Here is a 17,597-nt window from a genome sequence, read left to right as displayed (position 1 = left end):
AATTTTCCTAATTGCTTATTCATACAAAGCATTGTATCTTTGCAAACTTTAATAAACATAAGAAATTCTAGAGCAAATGCAATTATCAGAACAAGAAGTTGTACGTAGAGAAAAGTTAGCAAAATTACGCAATTTGGGCATCAACCCTTATCCTGCAGATTTATTTCCAATTGATTCAGATTCAAAGAAAATAAAACAGGACTTTTCTGAAGGAAAACAGGTAATTATTGCAGGGAGATTAATGTCTAGAAGAATTCAAGGAAAAGCTTCTTTTGCTGAGTTACAAGATGGTGAAGGTAGAATTCAAGTTTATTTTAATCGTGATGAAATTTGTACTGGAGAAGACAAAACTTTATACAATGATGTGTATAAAAAATTGCTAGATATTGGTGATTTTATCGGTATTGAAGGTACGCTATTCACGACTAAAGTAGGTGAAAAAACAGTGATGGTTAACGATTTTAAATTGCTATCTAAGGCATTAAAACCTTTACCATTACCAAAGGTTGATGCAGATGGAAATACTTTTGATGCGTTTAACGATCCAGAAATGCGTTACAGACAACGTTATGCAGACTTAGTGGTGAATCCACATGTAAAAGAAGTATTTGTAAAGCGTACAAAATTATTCAACGCAATGCGTTCTTTTTTCAATGATGCTGGATATTTTGAAGTAGAAACTCCTGTTTTGCAACCTATTCCAGGTGGTGCAGCAGCAAGACCTTTTATTACGCATCACAATTCTTTAGACATTCCATTATATATGAGAATTGCTAACGAATTGTACTTAAAACGTTTAATTGTTGGTGGTTTTGATGGTGTATATGAATTCTCGAAAAACTTCAGAAATGAAGGAATGGACAGAACACACAATCCAGAATTTACAGCCATGGAAATCTATGTTTCTTACAAAGATTACAACTGGATGATGGATTTCTGTGAGCAACTTTTAGAGCATTGTGCCATTGCAGTTAATGGAACTTCTGAAGCAACTTTTGGAGAACATAAGATTGATTTTAAAGCGCCTTATAAAAGAATTACAATGCGTGATTCGATTTTAGAATTCACGGGTTTTGATATTTATGACAAAACTGAAGATGAAATTAGAGCTGCTGCAAAATCAATGCACATTGAGGTTGATGAAACCATGGGGAAAGGAAAGTTAATTGATGAAATTTTCGGAGAAAAATGTGAAGGAAATTACATTCAACCAACATTTATTACAGATTACCCAAAGGAAATGAGTCCTTTATGTAAAGAACACAGAACAAACCCTGAATTAACAGAGCGTTTTGAGTTGATGGTTTGTGGTAAAGAAATTGCAAATGCATATTCTGAGTTGAACGACCCAATTGATCAACGTGAGCGTTTTGAGCATCAATTAAAATTAGCACAAAAAGGAGATGATGAAGCTACAGAGTTCATTGATCACGATTTTTTACGTGCTTTAGAATATGGTATGCCTCCTACATCAGGAATGGGAATTGGAATGGACAGATTAATCATGTTCTTAACCAACAATCAATCCATTCAAGAGGTGTTATTCTTTCCTCAAATGAGACCAGAAAAGAAAGCTCCTGCAGTAGAATTGAATGATGATGAAGTTGCTGTTTTAGCAATATTATCAAAAGTAGAAAAAATTGAATTATCCGTCTTAAAAACACAATCTGGTTTGTCTAATAAAAAATGGGATAAAACCATTAAAGGGTTGACTAAAAAAGAGGTTGCAAAAGTTTCTAAAACAGACGAAGGTTTATTTGTGGAAGCTTTATAAAATCAAAACTTTTAAAATATTAAAAAGGAATTACAGCAATGTAGTTCCTTTTTTTATTCCATAAAATTCCAATAATTTTGATAAAACAAATAGCGTCAATGAAAAACTATCATAAAATAATAACAGAGATTTATTCAGATTTAAAAAACGTTAATGATATTGGAAAAGTTGCCAATTACATACCAGAACTTGCCAATGTTTCTGACTCTAATTTTGGTGTTCATATTACTACAATTGATAGAAATTCATTTGGCATTGGAGATTCTGATAAAAAATTCTCGATTCAAAGTATCTCTAAAATACTAACCTTAACCTTAGCCTATCAATTAGAAGGTGAAAAACTATGGAAAAGAGTTGATGTAGAACCTTCTGGAAATCCGTTCAATTCTTTATTGCAATTAGAAGCAGATTTAGGGATTCCAAGAAATCCTTTTATCAATGCTGGGGCAATTGTGGTTTGCGATATTTTAATCAGTCATTTGCAACATCCAAAAGAAGATTTTTTAGCATTTTGCAAAGAAATTTCTAACAATCCTCATTTAAAGTACGATGAAAAAGTAGCACAATCAGAAAAAAGTTCTGGTTATAGAAATATTGCTTTGTGTAATTTTATCAAATCTTTTGGAAATATTAAAAACGATATTGATATTGTTTTAGATTTCTACTTTTATACTTGTGCTTTAGAAATGACTTGTAAAGAAGTTTCTGAAATTTTTCTTTTTCTTGCAGATGATCATTTTATCACCCAAAAAGGAAAAAGAGTTTTAACGATGAGTCAAGCCAAAAGAATCAATGCTATTTTGTTAACCTGTGGTTTTTATGACGAATCTGGCGAATTTGCATTTAGAGTAGGGTTGCCAGGTAAATCTGGAGTTGGTGGTGGCATTATAGCTATACATCCAGATGAATTTTGTATCACAGTTTGGAGCCCAAAATTGAATAAAAAAGGAAATTCCTACAAAGGCATGCTATTTTTAGAACAATTTACAACAGCAACTGAATCTTCTATTTTTTAGTTTTAATTGGTCATTTCAATAAAAATGATGAACTTTCTACTTTCATTCTAATTCCATGATATGAAAGTCAATACAATTTTATCATTCTTATTATTAACTATGCTTATTACATCCTGTTCAAAAAGAACAACTGTATTTTCTTCTTTTGATGATTACCCAACAACCAAAAAAAACTTATGGTTGGCTTATTCTAAAGAAGCCACAACTTTTAAGATCTGGTCTCCAACAGCTACTGCAGTAAAATTAAATTTCTACAAAACTGGAGATAATTCTGATGTTTTTGAGACTCATGTTTTACAAGATGATGAAAATGGAGTTTGGTCTAAAACCATCAAAAGAGATTTAAACGGAATATACTATACCTATCAAGTATATATAAATGACGAATGGTTGGCAGAAACGCCAGGGATTTATGCACAAGCAGTTGGCGTGAATGGAAATCGTGCAATGGTTTTAGATTTTGAAAAAACCAATCCTAAAGGATGGAAAAATGATGAATATGTGAGTTTAAAATCTCCTAATGATGCTATTATTTACGAATTACACATTAGAGATCTTACCATTCAAAAAGAAGCCAATTCTTCTTATCCAGGAAAATATTTAGGTTTGGTAGAAAGTGGCACAAAAACCAATCTAAATGTTTCCACAGCAATTGACCATATTAAAGAAATGGGCATTACTCATGTGCATTTATTACCCACTTTTGATCATTATGCTATTGATGAAACTCAATTAGATAAACCACAATTCAATTGGGGCTATGACCCTAAAAATTATAATGTTCCTGAAGGTTCTTTTGCTACAAATCCTTTTGATGCTGAAGTAAGAATCAAAGAATTTAAAACAATGGTAAAGGCATTTCATGAGGCAGGAATTGGCGTTATTTTAGATGTCGTTTACAACCATACAGGAAGAACAGAACATTCAAATTTTAATTTAGAAAATCCTAAATATTATTACAGATTTAAAGAAAACGGAGCGTATTCTGATGCAGCAGCTTGTGGTAATGAAACAGCTTCAGAACGAAAAATGATGCGAAAATTTATGATTGAATCTGTAAAATATTGGACCAAAGAATATCATTTAGATGGCTTCAGGTTTGATTTAATGGGTATTCACGATATCAAAACCATGAATTTGCTTGCAGATGAAGTCAAAAAAATAAACCCAAATGCTTTAATTTATGGCGAAGGTTGGACAGCAGGAGATTCTCCACTTCCTGAACCAAAAAGAGCGTTAAAAAAACATACGCTTCAAATGCCTCAAATTGCTGCTTTTTCTGATGACATTAGAGACGGAATTAAAGGTTCTGTTTTTGATGATAAAAGTACAGGCTTTGTGAGTGGCGCAAAAGACAAAGAAGAATCTATAAAATTTGGGATTGTTGGTTCAATAAATCATCCTCAAATAGCGTATAAAAATGTAAATTATTCAAATGAACCTTGGGCAAACCAACCTTGGCAAGCCATCAATTATGTGTCTTGTCATGATAATCATACGTTGTTTGACAAACTCAAAGTATCAAAACCAAATGCATCAGAAATAGAAATAAAAGCAATGCATAAATTGGCTACTGCTATTGTTTTAACATCACAAGGAACTCCTTTTTTACATGCAGGTTCAGAAATGATGCGTACTAAATCTGGGGAACACAATTCGTATAAATCTCCAGATTCCATCAATCAAATTGATTGGAGTTTAAAAGTAAATAATGCTGATGTTGTTACCTATTATCAAAACCTCATCAAAATAAGAAAACAACATCCAGCGTTTAGAATGCCAACTGCAAAAATGATTCAAGAGAATTTGGTGTTTTTAACATCAGAAGATGGGTTAGTTGCTTATCAACTTAAAAACAATGCAAACAAAGATTCTTGGAAAGACATTTTAATCATTTTTAATGCCAAAACAAATTCTATTAATTACAAGTTAGAAAAAACTTGGCATATTGCAGTTTTAGAAGATGACTTCTATTTTAATGGACAAGAAACAGTTTCTAATAAAATTAGTATCCCTAGAATTTCAATGGTAATTTTATATCAAAAGTAAATTAGAGACCCAATAAATATTTTAAAAACTACTTCACAAATCTTAAATGAATTCAAAATTAATTGAATTGCGTTAAGCTTACATCCATATAAATAGCAACTTTGTATAAAATCAACATTATATGGCTATTTTAGGAAACATTATTAAAGGAGTAATTAATTTAACGGATACACTTTCATCAGAAACAAATCATATTGAAGCTCAAGAGAACGTATTAAAAAACTTACTACAAACAGCAAAAGACACTCAATTTGGTAAAAAACATCACTTTGAACGAATTTTATCAAGTAATGATGTATCAGCATCTTTTGCAGACACAGTTCCGTATTTTGATTATCATAAGATTGATGAAAAATGGTGGAGCAAATTACACCAAGGAGAAACCAATGTTACTTGGCCAGGAACTCCATCTTATTTTGCTTTAAGTTCTGGAACTACAGGTAAAAAGAGTAAAAGAATTCCTGTAACAGATGCTATGGTTGATGCTATAAGAAATGCTGGAATAAAACAGGTATTGTCCTTAAATCATTTTGATTTGCCTGCAGATTTTTTTGAAAAAGAAATTATGATGTTGGGAAGCTCAACAGATTTAGAAGAAAACAACAACCATCTAGAAGGAGAAATTAGCGGAATTAGTGCAAGCAACATTCCTTTTTGGTTTAAAGGATACTACAAACCTGGAGAAGATATTGCAAAAATTGATGATTGGGACACACGTGTTTTATACATCGTAAAAAATGCTAAAAACTGGGATATTGGTGCGTTAAGTGGTATTCCTGCTTGGATAGAATTGATGCTTAAAGAAGTCATTGAATATCATAATTTAAAACACATTCACGAAATCTGGCCTAATTTAAAAGTATATACTTCTGGGGGTGTGGCTTTTGCACCTTATGAAAAAAGTTTTAATTCGCTTTTAGGAAAACCTGTTACAGTAATAGACACCTATTTAGCTTCAGAAGGATATATTGCCACACAAATAAGACCAGAAACAGACGCAATGCAACTGAACACAGACAATGGTATTTATTTCGAATTTGTGCCTATGCATCCAGATTATATTAAAGAAGATGGTTCTTTAAAGAAAGATGCTCCTTCTGTTTCTATTAAAGATGTTCAACTTGACAAAGATTATATTTTAATTATGAGTACCGTTTCTGGTGCTTGGAGGTATTTGATTGGAGATACAATTACATTTACCAACATTGAAAAAGCTGAAATAAAAATTACGGGTAGAACAAAATTCTTTTTAAATACTGTAGGTTCTCAACTTTCTGTAAATAAAATGGACGACGCAATTCAGCATTTAGAAGAGAAATTTTCTACTAAAATATCAGAATATACCATCTGTGCAAAACGTTTTGAAGATGGAGAGTTTTACCATTCATGGTATTTAGGTTCTGAGGTTTCTTCTGATGAAAAAGAGATTGCAAAAGTATTAGACACCTACTTAAAAGAAGCAAATAAAAACTACAAAGTAGCAAGAAGTAAAGCCCTAAAAGGTGTAAAAGTAAAAGTGATTCCTGTAGAAAAGTTTTACGATTGGAGCGATAAGAACAAAAAGAAAGGTGGACAAGTAAAAATGGAACGTGTAATGAAAGAGAAAAAGTTTACAGAATGGGAGAAATTTCTAAAGAAGTAATATTTTACTAAAGCGATTCTTTAACTGTATCTCTTTTTTTTACTAAAAGCATAATCTCTTCTGGTGATAAGTAATACCTTTTCATCCTATTTTTATAAACTTCAGTAATATCAGCATGATTTAAAATAAAGTTTTTTGTCTTTAAAATATAATCTTCCATGTTATGTTGTACCGCAAAACGATCTGCTGCTCTTTCAGCGTCTATAATATGATTTTCTGAAAACAAATATTGAATCCCAAACCAAATCAAATTCCACCTACTTCTATTTTGATAATCCATAATATGCCCTAACTCATGACCAATCCAACCAATAAAAATATCATCAGGAATATCTAAAGTAGAAAACTCTTTTCCTGAAATCTTAAATCGTTTACTAATTAAGATTAAATATTTCCTTTTTTTTCGTGTTTTAAAAAAACTATCAAAAGTAGGTCTTGCTTGCATTGTAGATTTTTTGATGTTCTTCTTCACCTTAAACTCGATACAAACATCTTTTAATTGAGGGTAAAAATCTAAGGCAACTTTAACTCTTTCTCTTAATATTTTTGGTATTATTTTATTGTTTGTCATATATAATTATCTAGATTTTAACAATTAAATATACTATAAGGGCAAAGGTTATCTGTGCTTTTATGCTTAAATTTGTAACTCTTTTAAAAAACCTTAATTTTAGGATGAAAAAAATTCTTAACCTCCTCTATTCTACACGTTTAATGGCTGTACTTTTTATCTTATTTGCAACTGCAATGGGTGTAGCTACTTTTATTGAAAATGATTTTGGTACACAAACCTCAAAAGCTTTGGTGTATAATGCTTGGTGGTTTGAGCTCATAATGGTGTTTTTTGTCATTAATTTTTTTGGTAATATTTTTAGATATAGATTGTACAAAAAAGAAAAATGGGCAGTGTTAATGTTTCATTTGGCATTTTTGTTTATTTTGATAGGTGCTGGAATTACACGTTACATTGGTTATGAAGGAATCATGTTGATTAAAGAAGGGGAAACCACCAATAAATTTCTATCTGAAACCACCTATTTAAATGCTATTGTGGATGATGGAAAATTACAAAAGCCAGAAATTAACAAACCATTATTACTTTCTGCTTGGGGTAAAAACTCTTGGTCTTATTCAGATAGTTTTAAATCCAAAGAGAAAACTCAAGATTTTAGTTTTGAATTGGTTGATTATATTCCGTGGGCAGAAAAAAAATTAGTAGAAGATGAAAACGGAGTTGAACACCTATTTTTTGTAGAATCTACAGATGGTACTCGTCATGAACATTGGATTAAAAAAGGAACCCTCCAAAACATTCACGGAGTTTTAGTTGGTTTTGAAGCTACTGATAACAATGCTTCTATTAATTTCACCAAAAAAGATGGAAACTTAAAAATCATCACTAAAGAAAATGGAGATTGGTTGCGAATGGCAGATCAAAAACGTGGAAAAATCACGAAAGATTCCATTCAGAATTTTCAATTTTTGACACTACATAACGTAGCTGGATTGCAATTTGTAGTGCCAAGACCTGCTGAAAAAGGGATTATGAAAACCATAAGCGGACCAAAAAATGATAAAAGTTTAGATGTTATTATTGTTGATGTAAAAAGTAATGGAGAAAGTAAGAGAGTAGAATTAAAAGGAGGAAAATTCAACTCTCAAGGTTCAAAAGAAGTTTCTGTGGGAGGTTTAAATTTTAGAATGCTGTATGGTGCAAAAATTTTAGAAACCCCTTTTTCTGTAAAGTTAAATGACTTTCAATTAGAAAAATATCCAGGTTCAGAAAGTGCAGCTTCTTATGCTAGTGAAGTTACTGTAATCGACCCAAAAGAAACATTTGATTATCGCATTTTTATGAATCATATTTTAGACCATAAAGGTTACAAATTCTTTCAGTCTAGTTATGATTTATCTGGTCCTGTAGAAGAAACTCACTTATCAGTAAATCATGATTTCTTAGGAACTTTTGTTACTTATTTAGGGTATTCTCTTTTATACACAGGCTTAATCTGTATTCTTTTTGCAAAATTCACTCGTTTTGATGATTTGAAAAAAGGCTTGAAAAAAATCAGAAAGAAAAAGGCAAAGTTAGCCACAGTTGTATTTTTATCTTTGAGTACACTAGCTTTTGCTCAAGAACATGTTCATGATGAACATGATGGACACAATCATACTACAGAAAAGCAAACAATTAACCATCAACAAACTAGAATTACAGAGCAACAAATAGACTCTATTTTAAAAGCTAATTTAGTTGATAAAGACCATGCAGAAAAGTTTAACAGATTAGTCATACAAGATGCTGGTGGACGAATGAAACCTGCGCATACTTTTGCTTCAGAATTGGTTAGAAAAGTAAGTCAGACTGAGAAATTCAAAGACATGTCTCCAAGTCAAATTTTACTTTCAATTGTAGAAAATTCAAGGTTTTGGTTTGAAGTTCCTGTTATCTATTTAGAGAAAGGAAACACTAAAATTAGAGAAGTACTGAGTTTGCCTGTTTCTGCTGAATATGCACGATTATCGGATTTTATAACCCCAAGAGGTGAATATAAAATTAGAGAACAAGTTGCTGAAGCTCAGAAGAAAAATGTTCAGAATAAGTTTGAAAAAGATTTAATTAAAATTGACAGAAGAGTTGGTTTATTGTATAGTGCCATTGGTGGAGGAATTTTAAGAATTTACCCTATTCCGAATGATGAAAACAATAAATGGGTTTCATTACCAGAAAGCTCTACTGCTAATTTTAAAGGTACAGACTCTGTTTTTGTTCGTCAATCTTTACCTGTGTATATCAACTTTTTACAAGAAGGTAAAAAATCAGGAGATTATACCAAAGCCAATCAAATTTTAGATGGAATTAAAAAGTTTCAAAAGAAGTTTGGATCAGAGGTTTATCCTAATGAAGAAAAAATTGATTTAGAAATTTCTTACAATAAGATTCAACCTTTCCAAAAACTAGCGACTTATTATGGTTTTGTAAGTGTATTATTAATTCTGTTTGTATTCATTCAAATTTTTAATACTAAAAAATGGGTAGATCTATTGGTAAAAATATTGATAGGTTTAGTCATTGCTCTATTCATTTTGCATACATTCAGTTTAGGAGCTAGATGGTATATTAGCGGAAATGCACCTTGGAGTAATGCTTACGAATCTATTATATATGTAGCTTGGGCAACCATGTTATTTGGTTTATTCTTCGGAAGGAAATCATCATTAACCATTACTGCAACTACATTTTTAACTGCTATTATTCTAGCATTTGCGCATCAAAACTGGTTAGATCCTGAGATTGCAAACTTGCAACCGGTATTAAATTCTTGGTGGTTATTGGTGCATGTATCTATTATTGTTGCCAGTTACGGTCCGTTTTCATTAGGTATGATTCTAGGGATTTTTGCCTTATTCTTAATGATATTTACCAATAAGGACAATAAAAAGAAAATGGAAATCAACATCAAAGAGATTACCATTATCAATGAAATGGCGTTAACTGTTGGTTTGATTATGCTAACTATTGGAAATTTCTTAGGTGGTATGTGGGCAAATGAAAGTTGGGGACGTTATTGGGGCTGGGATCCAAAAGAAACTTGGGCTTTAATTTCTATTATGGTGTATGCGTTTGTGTTGCACATGCGTTTAATCCCAGGTTTACGAGGTAGATTTACGTTTAATTTATGGTCTATCATTGCGTATGCATCTATTATGATGACCTATTTTGGTGTTAATTTTTACTTATCTGGGTTGCATTCTTATGCTAGTGGTGACAGAGTAATTACCCCAAGTTCTGTGTATTATTCCATTGGTTTTGTTGCTATTTTAGGAACTTTAGCTTACGTAAAACACAAGAAATATTATAAGAAGTAATTCCTTAAAAGAAAATTTTAGATTTTAGAAATTTCATCTGAAGTAACGATAAAATTTAGCAAGAAAATGTATTTTTGCTTTTCAAATTAAAACAACCTCTCGATAGTTTTCGATGAGAAAAATAAAAAAAGAATGTTCAATAAAAATATAAAATTAGTATTAGCAGTTTTAATTACAGTTTGGTCTGTGTATGAGTTTAGTCAAGGAAATATTATGAACGGAATTTCCATCTTATTATTAGCTGGAATTTTTGTCTTATTTTATTTTAAAAATGAGTTTATTTTATTGGCTTTTCTACAATTGCGTAAACAAAATTTTGAAGGTACTAAAAAGTGGTTGAGTTACATAAAAAACCCAGAAGCTGCGTTAACCGTTAAACAACAAGGCTACTACAACTATTTACACGGAATTATGTTAAGTCAGACTAACATTACGCAAGCTGAAAAATTTTTACGTAAAGCTGTAAGATTAGGGTTAGCGATGGACCATGATTTAGCGATGGCTAAATTACAATTGGCAGGAATTGCAATGACCAAAAGACGTAAACGTGAAGCAACTAATTTAATGGCAGAAGCAAAAAAATTAGACAAACACGGAATGCTAAAAGAGCAAATGCAGATGATGAAACAACAAATGAAGAAAATTTAATTTTCGTCATTATCAAACATAAAAAAATCTGCTGATAGCGGATTTTTTTATGTTGAAATATGTTTTATTTGAGTCTTGTAAGACTTAGGTCTTTATTATACTTTACAATAAATAAGCCTTTGTTTTCTGTGATTCCAAAAAGTTTGGTATCGTAATCGTACTTACTTTCTATTCGATAAGATGCTCCATCTCTAAAGGTGGATTTTAAGAAATTCCCTGATGCTAATCGCATTAAAATATCATAGGTAATATCAAAACCTTTTGTTGCATAAAAAGAAGGTAATGCTTTGTTTTTAGACCTATATTGCGCATTGAATGCTTTTGTTAATGGCGAATCTTCATCTACATATTGATCGCTTACATACGTAAAATTAACCCTAGCTAATTTTAGATTGTCAACTTTATCATACGCCCTACTTTTGTTATATGCAAAAACTCGCATCTGCAAAGAATCTGCCAAACTATTTACACTATTAATTGCATCAGAAACAATAACGTTATTGTCTGTTGCCATTAAAATCCAGTTTTTAGTATCATTCTTAAAAACAGTTGTAAAACGTTCTCTAGGAATATATCCATCTTTAGGCTTTACAACGTGCACTATTGAAACAGAATCGTGACTTTCTAAGGATTGCTTTATAGAGTTTACAGAAATGTTTGATGCAGATTTACCATCACCTACTACAATAATATTTTGGTTGGTAAGACTGTCTTTTAAAAATGTAATCAGTTCCTCTTTAAAAACATTTTTCTCTGGTGATGTTTTGATCAATTTTGATGAAGAAAACTTCGATTGATTTTTAGAATAAACAGGAAAAACGATTGGAATGCTCACTTTTTTTGCTAAAAACTGAGTCTCTTCAGAATATAAAGGTCCAATGATTACATCATTATCATCTAAATTGGTAGCTTTCACTATTGAATCTAGTTTTGTGCTATTTCTTCCTGTATCGTATACATTCAATTGAATTTGCACTCCTTGTTTTCTGAGAGAATCAATTGCAATTTCTGATCCTAAATAAAAATCTGTAACAATATTTGCCAATCGACTTCTTGGAAATAATTCTTCTGCTTCTAAAGTATCATTTTCTTTGGTTAAGAAAGGCAATAACAAAGCTACTTTTAAAGAAACATCCTCTTCTATAACATCTTCATAAATGGTAACTTCAGATTCTGTTTCATTTTTAATTGCTTTAATTTTAATGATTTGACCTGTTTTTAACCCTTCTGACAACTCAGGATTTAAGGCTACCAAATCATGCTGAGTTACATTATAAAAACGGGTTAAACTATAAAAGGTATCCCCTTTTTTTACTTCATAAACTACAAAGTTCTTTTTAATTTCAGCTAAGGCTTCTTCTTCATCTTCTTTAACTTCATCTGTTTTTTTACCATCACTTTTTTTTACTTCATCAAGAGTACCCTCATTTTTTGTATCAACAACACTTTTAAACTGTTTATTTGGAATAACAATTACTGTATTTGCAACTGGTCTTCTATCAACATCCGGATTTAATCTGAGCAAATCTTTGGTTTTCATATCTAATTTCTTAGCTATGTTTCGCATTGTTTCGCCTTCTTTTACTTTATATTGAATGTATTTTTTTTGCTGTCCACAAGAGACCGAAAATGTTAAAAAACACAGAAAAACAAAAAATTGAAAATGTTTCATATATTCTATTCCCATTCTATTGTTGCAGGTGGTTTAGAGCTAATATCATACACTACTCTATTTACACCTTTTACATTATTTATGATATTATTAGAGGTTTTCTGCAAAAACTCATAAGGTAAATTTACCCAATCTGCAGTCATACCATCTGTACTTTCTACCGCTCTTAAAGCAACTACTTTTTCATAGGTTCTTTCATCACCCATTACACCAACAGAATCTACTGGCAATAACATTGCTCCTGCTTGCCAAACATCATCATACAAACCTTCTTCTTTTAATCCGTTAATAAAAACAGCATCTACCTCTTGAAGAATACGAACTTTCTCTGCGGTAACATCTCCTAATATACGAATTCCTAATCCAGGTCCCGGAAATGGATGACGTCCTAACAGTTCTGGATCAATTCCCATAGAAGCTCCTACTCTTCTAACCTCATCTTTAAAAATCATTTTTAAAGGTTCAACAATTTTTAGTTTCATAAAATCTGGTAAACCTCCCACATTATGATGACTTTTAATCGTTGCTGATGGACCACCGTTTACAGAAACAGACTCAATAACATCAGGATAAATAGTTCCTTGCGCTAACCAAGTTACATCAGTAATTTTATGAGCTTCATCATCAAAAACCTCAATAAATGCATTACCGATTGCTTTTCTTTTCTTTTCTGGTTCTGTTACTCCTTTTAATGCTTCTAAAAAACGGTCAGATGCATCTACACCTTTAACGTTTAATCCCATGCCTTCGTATTGCGCAAGTACATTTTCGAACTCATTTTTTCGTAAAAGTCCATTATTTACAAAAATACAATACAAGTTTTTGCCTATTGCTTTGTTTAATAAAACTGCAGCAACTGTAGAATCTACACCTCCTGAAAGCCCTAAAACAACTTTGTCATTTCCTACAATTTCTTGAATTGAAGCCACTGTACTTTCTACAAAAGAATCTGGTGTCCAAGTTTGTGCAACACCTGCAATTTTTACCAGAAAGTTTTCTAATAATTGTTTTCCATCTTTAGAGTGATAGACTTCTGGGTGAAATTGAATGGCAAAAGTTTCTTCATCTTTGATTTTATATGCTGCATTTTGCACATCTTTTGTGCTTGCTAAAAGCTCTCCATTAGTAGGTAATTCTTTAATAGTATCTGAATGACTCATCCAAACTTGACTTCCTTCAGAAATATTTTCAAAGAAAATTTCATCACTTTTAATGTATGATAAATTAGCTCTACCATATTCTCTAGTGTTAGATGGTGCTACTTGTCCGCCAGAAAAATGTGCCAAATATTGAGCACCATAACAAACCGCTAAAACTGGTTTTTTACCTCTAATTTCTGATAAATCTGGGTGTAGAACGTTTTCTCCTCTTACAGAATTTGGGCTTCCTGATAAGATTACAGCTTTAAATTCTGATTGATTTTTAGGAGGATGATTGTATGGATGAATTTCACAGTAAATGTTTAATTCTCTTACTCTTCTCGCAATAAGTTGTGTGTATTGCGATCCGAAATCTAAAATAAGTACGTTGTGTTGTTGCATGCGCAAAAATAATATTTTGAATTAGATTTACGATAGTAGATGTTAGATTTTTTTAACGATTTAGAATTCGTCTAGAACAATATAGAATTCGTAAAATTAATATCTATAAACAATAGCATTAATGTTCATCCCTGCTCCAACAGAAGCTAGTAGTATTACCTCGCCTTTATGCACTTCTTGATTTTCAATTTTTTCTTTTAACACTAAGTCTAATAATGTTGGTACAGTTGCTACAGAACTATTTCCTAATTTATATATACTCATGGGCATAATGCCCTCAGGAACCGGTTTTTTATACAACCTATAAAAACGTTTAATAATGGCTTCATCCATTTTTTCATTGGCCTGATGAATAAATATTTTTTTTACCTCGTCAATAGCAACCCCACTTTTATCTAGAGCAGTTTTCATTGCTTTTGGCACATTTGTAATGGCAAACTCATAGATTTTTCTTCCGTACATTTTTATGTAACGAGTATCGTTCTTTTTTGAAGTATCAAATGACTTCCCATAAAATAAAAAATACGCCTCTTCTTTGGTCCAAGTTTGAGAAGCATGACTTAAAATTCCTGTATCTTTTTCTGATGTAGCTTCTACAATACAAGCTCCTGCACCATCACTATAAATCATAGAATCTCTATCGTGTTTGTCTACCACTCTAGACAAGGTTTCTGCACCAATAACCAAGCATTTTTTGGCAATGCCTGCTTTTATAAAAGCTTGAGCTTGAATTACTCCTTCTATCCAACCTGGGCAACCAAATAAGATATCGTAAGCTACACAATTAGGATTTTCAATTTTTAAACGATGTTTGACTCTTGTTGCTAAACTTGGTAAAATATCACTTTGAATAGAACCTGTTCTAACATCTCCAAAGTTATGCGCCAAAATAATGTAATCTAGTTCCTCTGGATTAATTTGGGCGTTTTCAATTGCTTTTTGAGCAGCAAAGTAAGCCAAATCAGAAGAAGTATGCTCTGGTTTTGCATACCTTCTCTCTTCAATACCAGTGATTCCTTTAAACTTTTCTATAATTACATCATTTTCTGAAGAAAAAGGTGTTCCGTCATCATTAAGAAAATCTTCATTCAAAAAATCTTGATTTTCTTTTTTTATGGATGGAATAAAAGCTCCTGTACCAGATATTTTAGAATAGATCATGTGTAAAATATATTATTCCTCTAATTTAATAAAATTGAACCAATTCCATTTACTATGCATGCATAATAATATGAAATCCAAGTCAGGGTAAAAAATAATATCATATAAAAAAAATTGATTCTAAGATTTATAAATATTCATCTTAAGTTGCATGACTGTTGAGATTGACATTGCTCTGTTTTTCATGTTTGATGCTTTTTCTCCTTCGAAATTGGCATCAATTGTGTCAAACAAATACGATACCCAAATGGTAAAATGTTCTTTCTTAAAAGCAAGAAAACTATTTTTATCCAAATGTTTTTGCATTACATTATTAGAATACGTGTTGGTATCAAAGAGGATATCATTCCAAAAATCTGTAATAATTTCTAAGTGCGCTTCTAAATGATTCTGAGCAATAATCTCCTCAAAAAATGGAAGCATTATTTTGTCTGATAGTAATTTATCATAAAATAAAGTGATGATCAATTTGATGTCTTTACGAGTAGAAATATCCATTTTCATCTATAAATATGAACTATCAAATGAAAAAGGCAAAAGTGATAAAAGTGATGCTGTTTTAACAACCTCACCAACTTCTCCCATAAAAATTACATCAAATGGAGATTTTTGATTGATTTCAAACTCAGACAATGTTTGCCTACAAGCACCACATGGTCCTACAGGTTTATCAACTTTTGCAATCGTTGAACTCGCTGTAATGGCTAGTTTTTTAATTTTTACTCCAGGAAACGTTGAACCCGCTTTCCAGATAGCCACTCTTTCTGCACACATACCAGATGGGTAAGCTGCATTCTCTTGATTGCTTCCTAAAACTATTTCACCATTATCTAGCAGCAATGCTGCGCCAACATTAAATTTAGAATAAGGTGCATAAGCATTTTTTCTTGCGTCGACTGCTTTACCCATCAGTATTTTATCATCTACTGGTAATTCTGATACATTTGAAAAAACTGTAACTGAAGTTGAAATTTCAATTTTTCTCATAAAAAATATATTGGTCAAAAAAAGCAGTCTTGTTGGACTGCTTTATGTTTTATAAATTTACTAAAAAAATTTTAACTTCTAATAATCATCAAAAATTTCACCCAAATCAAATGATAAAGAAAAACGTAATGAGTTCTCTAATGGATTATTTACGTCTGATGAGTTGATTAAATAAGATAAATCAATATTTAAAGCATTGGTTTTAAAACCACCACCTAAGGTAAAATACTGTCTATTTCCTTTGTCTTGACTTTCATGAAAATATCCTGCTCTTAACGCAAATGCTTGATTGTATAAATACTCTGCACCTAATGCATAAGTAATTTCGCTTAATTCTTCGCTAAATCCTCCTGGAGCATCTCCAAAAGAACTAAACATCCCAGAAACCCATCCTGTATCATCATTCGCATTTGGATCATTTGGATCTGGAGTTGGCACTAATAATTTTGTAAACTCAACTGTTGTGGCAATAGTATTGTAATCGTCTAAAATAAAATCGAAACCACCCCCTAATTTTAAATTGGTTGGAATAAAGTCTTCTTCTCCTGGTGTGTACGAAACTTTTGGACCAATATTGGTAATGTTAAAACCTATTCTGTATCTACCATTAAAGTTTCCGTAGTTTTCTTCAAAAGATTGGTAATATCCAGAAACATCTACTGCAAAAGAATTAATAGGTTGTAACACGTTACCTGCTGTACCATTAAATGCTAAATTAGAGCGGATGTATTTTAAACCAACTCCCATAGAAAATGTTTCACTCAATTTTAACGCATACGCACCAGAAACTACAAATTCATTCGGATTTATTGTACCATTTGGGTTCCCTCCATTATCTGTTAAATCAATTTGACCTAAAGAAAAATATTTAAAATCTGCTCCCCAAGCAGCATTTTCGCTAAACCTATTCATGTAAGATGCACTTCCTATAAAAATATCATCTGTTAAATTACGTAACCAAGGCGAATATGTTAAACCTGCTTTTACTTGACGGTTACTAAATGTCATTTTTGCTGGATTGTGGAAAAGTGAAAATCCATCTGCAGATGTGGCAACCCCCATATCTCCCATACCTCCTGCTCTTGCATCTGGCACAATTAATAAAAAAGGTGTTGCTGTTGTAATTCCACCAGTTACTTGTGTATTGGTTTGAGCTGTAAATTTAAAAACTCCTAACACACAAAGTAAGCTACATAAAAATATTTTCTTCATTTGTTTAACTGTATTTATTTCGCAA

At 31.5% G+C, this 17,597-nt stretch carries 13 protein-coding genes; 6 read left to right on the top strand and 7 right to left on the bottom strand.

Annotation, left to right across the window (positions count from 1 at the left end; genetic code table 11):
* The first annotated feature begins 76 nt into the window (after window positions 1-76).
* The 4 genes from lysS (at window position 77) to FP421_RS10560 (ending at window position 6,481) form a co-directional block, all read left to right on the top strand.
* Window positions 77-1,774: a lysine--tRNA ligase gene (gene lysS, locus FP421_RS10575; RefSeq protein ID WP_159950412.1), complete on the top strand. Its 1,698-nt coding sequence runs from the start codon at window positions 77-79 to the stop codon at window positions 1,772-1,774.
* A 98-nt stretch (window positions 1,775-1,872) separates the two neighbouring features.
* Window positions 1,873-2,790, top strand: coding sequence for a glutaminase (locus tag FP421_RS10570; RefSeq protein WP_159950410.1), 918 nt, complete (start codon window positions 1,873-1,875; stop codon window positions 2,788-2,790).
* A 60-nt stretch (window positions 2,791-2,850) separates the two neighbouring features.
* Window positions 2,851-4,839: a type I pullulanase gene (gene pulA / locus FP421_RS10565; RefSeq protein WP_159950408.1), complete on the top strand. Its 1,989-nt coding sequence runs from the start codon at window positions 2,851-2,853 to the stop codon at window positions 4,837-4,839.
* A gap of 121 nt (window positions 4,840-4,960) precedes the next feature.
* Window positions 4,961-6,481: a GH3 family domain-containing protein gene (locus FP421_RS10560; protein WP_159950406.1), complete on the top strand. Its 1,521-nt coding sequence runs from the start codon at window positions 4,961-4,963 to the stop codon at window positions 6,479-6,481.
* 7 nt (window positions 6,482-6,488) lie between these two features.
* Here the strand turns inward: FP421_RS10560 and FP421_RS10555 are convergent, their stop codons facing one another.
* Entirely contained in the window at window positions 6,489-7,052 is a 564-nt protein-coding gene (locus FP421_RS10555) for a hypothetical protein (protein WP_159950404.1), read from the bottom strand.
* Between the two features lie 104 nt (window positions 7,053-7,156).
* Between FP421_RS10555 and ccsA the strand changes: the two genes are divergently transcribed.
* The gene (gene ccsA / locus FP421_RS10550; RefSeq protein WP_159950402.1) at window positions 7,157-10,351 is read left to right on the top strand and encodes a cytochrome c biogenesis protein CcsA; all 3,195 of its coding nucleotides are present in this window, start codon (window positions 7,157-7,159) and stop codon (window positions 10,349-10,351) included.
* Between the two features lie 132 nt (window positions 10,352-10,483).
* Window positions 10,484-10,999, top strand: a complete 516-nt coding sequence (locus tag FP421_RS10545; protein WP_159950400.1) for a DUF2892 domain-containing protein — start codon at window positions 10,484-10,486, stop codon at window positions 10,997-10,999.
* Window positions 11,000-11,063: 64 nt separating this feature from the next.
* Here FP421_RS10545 and FP421_RS10540 read toward each other — a convergent pair whose 3' ends face one another.
* The 6 genes from FP421_RS10540 to porV all read right to left on the bottom strand — a co-directional run bounded on the left by FP421_RS10540 (window position 11,064) and on the right by porV (window position 17,572).
* On the bottom strand, window positions 11,064-12,671 hold the full coding sequence (locus tag FP421_RS10540) for a LysM peptidoglycan-binding domain-containing protein (protein ID WP_236548099.1): 1,608 nt from the start codon (window positions 12,669-12,671) through the stop codon (window positions 11,064-11,066).
* Between the two features lie 5 nt (window positions 12,672-12,676).
* Window positions 12,677-14,212, bottom strand: coding sequence for a glutamine-hydrolyzing GMP synthase (gene guaA, locus FP421_RS10535; RefSeq protein ID WP_159950396.1), 1,536 nt, complete (start codon window positions 14,210-14,212; stop codon window positions 12,677-12,679).
* A 96-nt stretch (window positions 14,213-14,308) separates the two neighbouring features.
* Entirely contained in the window at window positions 14,309-15,373 is a 1,065-nt protein-coding gene (locus FP421_RS10530; RefSeq protein ID WP_159950394.1) for a 3-oxoacyl-ACP synthase III family protein, read from the bottom strand.
* Window positions 15,374-15,493: 120 nt separating this feature from the next.
* Window positions 15,494-15,871, bottom strand: coding sequence for a group III truncated hemoglobin (locus FP421_RS10525; protein ID WP_159950392.1), 378 nt, complete (start codon window positions 15,869-15,871; stop codon window positions 15,494-15,496).
* A gap of 6 nt (window positions 15,872-15,877) precedes the next feature.
* Window positions 15,878-16,360 (bottom strand): cytidine deaminase, encoded by a 483-nt coding sequence (gene cdd, locus FP421_RS10520; RefSeq protein WP_159950390.1) that lies wholly within the window; start codon window positions 16,358-16,360, stop codon window positions 15,878-15,880.
* Window positions 16,361-16,438: 78 nt separating this feature from the next.
* A complete protein-coding gene (gene porV / locus FP421_RS10515; RefSeq protein ID WP_159950388.1) occupies window positions 16,439-17,572 on the bottom strand; it encodes a type IX secretion system outer membrane channel protein PorV in 1,134 nt (377 codons plus the stop codon).
* Window positions 17,573-17,597: the final 25 nt, after the last annotated feature.

This window comes from Polaribacter septentrionalilitoris (assembly GCF_009832745.1).
Taxonomy (GTDB): domain Bacteria; phylum Bacteroidota; class Bacteroidia; order Flavobacteriales; family Flavobacteriaceae; genus Polaribacter; species Polaribacter septentrionalilitoris.
The sequence above is the reverse complement of the archived record's forward strand: the minus strand, read 5'-3'. Positions and strand labels throughout refer to the sequence as shown.

Excerpts from the sequence above, each read along its gene's own strand:
- FP421_RS10530 (WP_159950394.1), bottom strand. The coding sequence starts at position 15,373 with ATGATCTATTCTAAAATATCTGGTACAGGAGCTTTTATTCCATCCATA.
- guaA (WP_159950396.1), bottom strand. The coding sequence starts at position 14,212 with ATGCAACAACACAACGTACTTATTTTAGATTTCGGATCGCAATACACA.
- FP421_RS10570 (WP_159950410.1), top strand. The coding sequence starts at position 1,873 with ATGAAAAACTATCATAAAATAATAACAGAGATTTATTCAGATTTAAAA.
- FP421_RS10540 (WP_236548099.1), bottom strand. The coding sequence starts at position 12,671 with ATGAAACATTTTCAATTTTTTGTTTTTCTGTGTTTTTTAACATTTTCG.
- ccsA (WP_159950402.1), top strand. The coding sequence starts at position 7,157 with ATGAAAAAAATTCTTAACCTCCTCTATTCTACACGTTTAATGGCTGTA.
- pulA (WP_159950408.1), top strand. The coding sequence starts at position 2,851 with ATGAAAGTCAATACAATTTTATCATTCTTATTATTAACTATGCTTATT.
- FP421_RS10545 (WP_159950400.1), top strand. The coding sequence starts at position 10,484 with ATGTTCAATAAAAATATAAAATTAGTATTAGCAGTTTTAATTACAGTT.
- FP421_RS10555 (WP_159950404.1), bottom strand. The coding sequence starts at position 7,052 with ATGACAAACAATAAAATAATACCAAAAATATTAAGAGAAAGAGTTAAA.
- cdd (WP_159950390.1), bottom strand. The coding sequence starts at position 16,360 with ATGAGAAAAATTGAAATTTCAACTTCAGTTACAGTTTTTTCAAATGTA.
- lysS (WP_159950412.1), top strand. The coding sequence starts at position 77 with ATGCAATTATCAGAACAAGAAGTTGTACGTAGAGAAAAGTTAGCAAAA.
- FP421_RS10525 (WP_159950392.1), bottom strand. The coding sequence starts at position 15,871 with ATGGATATTTCTACTCGTAAAGACATCAAATTGATCATCACTTTATTT.
- FP421_RS10560 (WP_159950406.1), top strand. The coding sequence starts at position 4,961 with ATGGCTATTTTAGGAAACATTATTAAAGGAGTAATTAATTTAACGGAT.
- porV (WP_159950388.1), bottom strand. The coding sequence starts at position 17,572 with ATGAAGAAAATATTTTTATGTAGCTTACTTTGTGTGTTAGGAGTTTTT.